Raw genomic sequence first — 2684 nt, forward strand, 5'->3', positions numbered from 1 at the left:
GCGTGCGACGCGGAATCCCACGTCGTCGATCCGGAAGGTTGGATGGCTGCGCCGCCGCACCGACGCCCGGCAACTCCAATGCTCGTCAGCCCATCCACCACCACGGAGGACCCGATAGGTGCCATAGACCTCGGCGTCGTAGACGTCCCAGCACCAATCCCAGGCATTGCCGAGCATGTCGTACAGGCCCCAGGCATTGGGCTGCTTGCCGCCCACGGGGTGGATCTGCCCATCCGAGTTGCCCTGGTACCAGGCGACTTCATCGAGCTGTCCGTACCGCGGGCCGGTGGTACCCGCACGACAGGCGTGCTCCCATTCGGCCTCGGTCGGCAGCCGGTACCCGTCTGCTGAGGTGCCCCAATCGGCCGTCTCGGCGTCAGCATGTAGGTGATACGCGGGTGTCAGCCCGTCGTGCCGGGACAGCGCGTTGCAGAACTGGATCGCGTCCCACCATGAAACGCCCTCCACGGGCAGCCGGTCGCCTTGGGCGCTACTCGGCCGCTGACCAGTGACCCGTTCATACTGGAATTGGGTGACCGGGAACGCCGCCATCTGGAACGGCTCGACCTCGACCACCCAACTGTGCCGCGTCCGCCGGTCCGACAGCGTCACCCGTCCCGGCGGGACGCCAACCATCTCGATGCCTGCCCTCGTGTCCACAACGGACCACCCTACCGGCGCCTCGTCATCGCCCTACCGATCTTCCTGGGGAGACGGCGGAGGCAGACAATGGGCGCTTGTCCGCGCCGAGTTCGCGGACGGGTCCGCACAGGGTCGATCCCGGCGGTAGCGTGATCGTCATGACGGCTGAAGACGAGGCGCTGGTCGGCGGGATGATGAACGCGGGGGCGGTTCTTTCGCCGTGGTGCGGTGGTTGAGCGCCCGGCGCCGCGCCATGCACGCGCCCTGCATGCCTATCTCCTCGCGTTGAAGGATCACGGCTTCGACGGTGCGCCGACCCTGTCGGTCTCACTTCGGATGGCCGCGAGCAACTGACCTTCATCCCCGGCGACGTGGCTCCGTCGCCCTTCCCGAACGGGGCGATGACGAAGGCTGTCCTCGAATCGGTGGGGAGCCTGCTGCGGCGCCTGCATGAGACCAGCGCGGCCGTCGCGGTCGACACCCATGCCGAGTGGCCCCGGGACCTGGCCGACCCGGAGGGGGGAACGATGCTGTGCCACAACGACGTGTGCCCGGACAACGTCGTCTTCCGCGACGGCTGTGCCGCTGCCCTGATCGATTTCGACTTGGCGGCCCCGGGCCGCCCCCTCTGGGACTCGCCACCGCACGCTATTGGGTGCCCATGCTCGATCCGGGATCCGCAGCTGCCTTCCATCCCTCCGGGCTGGACGCGCCCGCCCGACGACGCGCCCGCACGACTACGGATCCCTGCCGACAGCTATGGCCTCTCGGTGGGGGACCGCGCCAAGTTGACTGCCGTCATCGAGCAGGCCACTGAGGTCTGCCGGGCCTTTGTCGCCCGCCGCGTGGCCGACGGTGACCCCGTCTACCTCCAGGCGTTGGTCGAGGGTGGCGGATGGGAACGCTGGGACCGCATGCAGACGTGGCTGCTGGACCACCGCAAGACGTTCACGGCGGCCCTACTGACCTGACCTGACCGGACCGAGGGCAACTCACTGGCCCTTCCTGGTGCCGCGTTCGTCCTCGGTGGCCTGGACTGCTTCGAGGTACTCCGCCAAGCACCTTGGCCGCAGGCATCGACCGCGATCGTGATGCCGTCACGGCCGGTCTCACCCTGCCCTGGAACTCCGGCGTCGTTGAAGGACACCTCAACCGAATCAAGATGCTCAAACACCAGATGTTCGGCCGAGCCGTCTTCGACCTTCTCCGCAAGCGTGTCCTGCTCTACTCACAGGACATCGCCTTCTGATGGCTTCCAAGCACTTCGCGGGGCAGACCAGGCTCAGGCCGCCATGAAGCGGCCCAGCTCGCGTGACTTGTGCTGAAGGGCCGCTACCCAAGCCCCCTCAGACGAAACCGGGGCCGCAGGGGCCTGAACATCCTTCAGGTCGCCGTTCTCTGCGATGCCTGCCGGCTGCCAGTTCACCTCGATGCCTGCCCTCTCCGCCAGGACCAGCATTGTCGCGACGAAGCCCTCGGACAGGGCAGCCATGACTGCGTGACTCGTTCTCCGGTGCCACGCAAGCAGGGCGTCGACGAACTCTTTGAACGCGATGGGGTCGATCTGGCACTCGTCAGCTTGCATGGGTCCGATGCCGGACGGCAGCCCCAGTTCGGCTTGGTAGACGCTCACCTGACTCAAGAACAACCGGGAGGCCCCATTGGACGGGTTCCACAGGGTCTCGTCGCCCATGTCGTAGTACTGGCTCAATGCAGCCCCCTCCCTGCCGGTCATACCGGCCGGCGTCGCAAGCACATGACATTACGGTCAGTCAGCCCTCGACGGAAAGTGAGCCAGAAACTCTTCGGGCTGGCTCAACTTCCGTGAAGCCGCGCCGCGCCGTGCATGCTCGCGAACGTGTCGGATCCAAAGATCTGACCTGCTGTTTCTCGCCGTTCAGTGTTCGAATGAACCGAACGTCGAGCCGTCACCGCAGAAGTTGTGCCAGAACCGGCTCTCGTGAACATGGCCGAAGGGCACAGCGCACCGGGGCGGGCAGCTCAAGAAGTTGCTGTCGGATGGCGGCGCCGCGGGCTGGGGC

General features: G+C 66.6%; 3 protein-coding genes and 1 pseudogene. 2 read left to right on the forward strand and 2 right to left on the reverse strand.

From position 1 onward, the window contains the following. On the reverse strand, positions 1–636 hold a 636-nt coding region (locus ADK55_RS13250), incomplete at its 3' end, for a formylglycine-generating enzyme family protein (protein ID WP_053678333.1). Between the two features lie 164 nt (positions 637–800). Between ADK55_RS13250 and ADK55_RS13255 the strand changes: the two are divergent. Continuing rightward, positions 801–1613: pseudogene (locus ADK55_RS13255) on the forward strand (aminoglycoside phosphotransferase family protein). 92 nt (positions 1614–1705) lie between these two features. Then, on the forward strand, positions 1706–1891 hold the full coding sequence (locus ADK55_RS13260; RefSeq protein ID WP_420713624.1) for a hypothetical protein: 186 nt from the start codon (positions 1706–1708) through the stop codon (positions 1889–1891). Positions 1892–1924: 33 nt separating this feature from the next. On the opposite strand, the gene ADK55_RS13265 is transcribed toward ADK55_RS13260, so the two are convergent. After that, complete coding sequence (locus tag ADK55_RS13265; protein ID WP_053678335.1) at positions 1925–2353, reverse strand: DUF6086 family protein; 429 nt, start codon at positions 2351–2353, stop codon at positions 1925–1927. Positions 2354–2684 lie beyond the last annotated feature (331 nt).

The sequence above is a fragment of the Streptomyces sp. WM4235 genome, from assembly GCF_001279725.1.
Classification (GTDB): domain Bacteria; phylum Actinomycetota; class Actinomycetes; order Streptomycetales; family Streptomycetaceae; genus Streptomyces.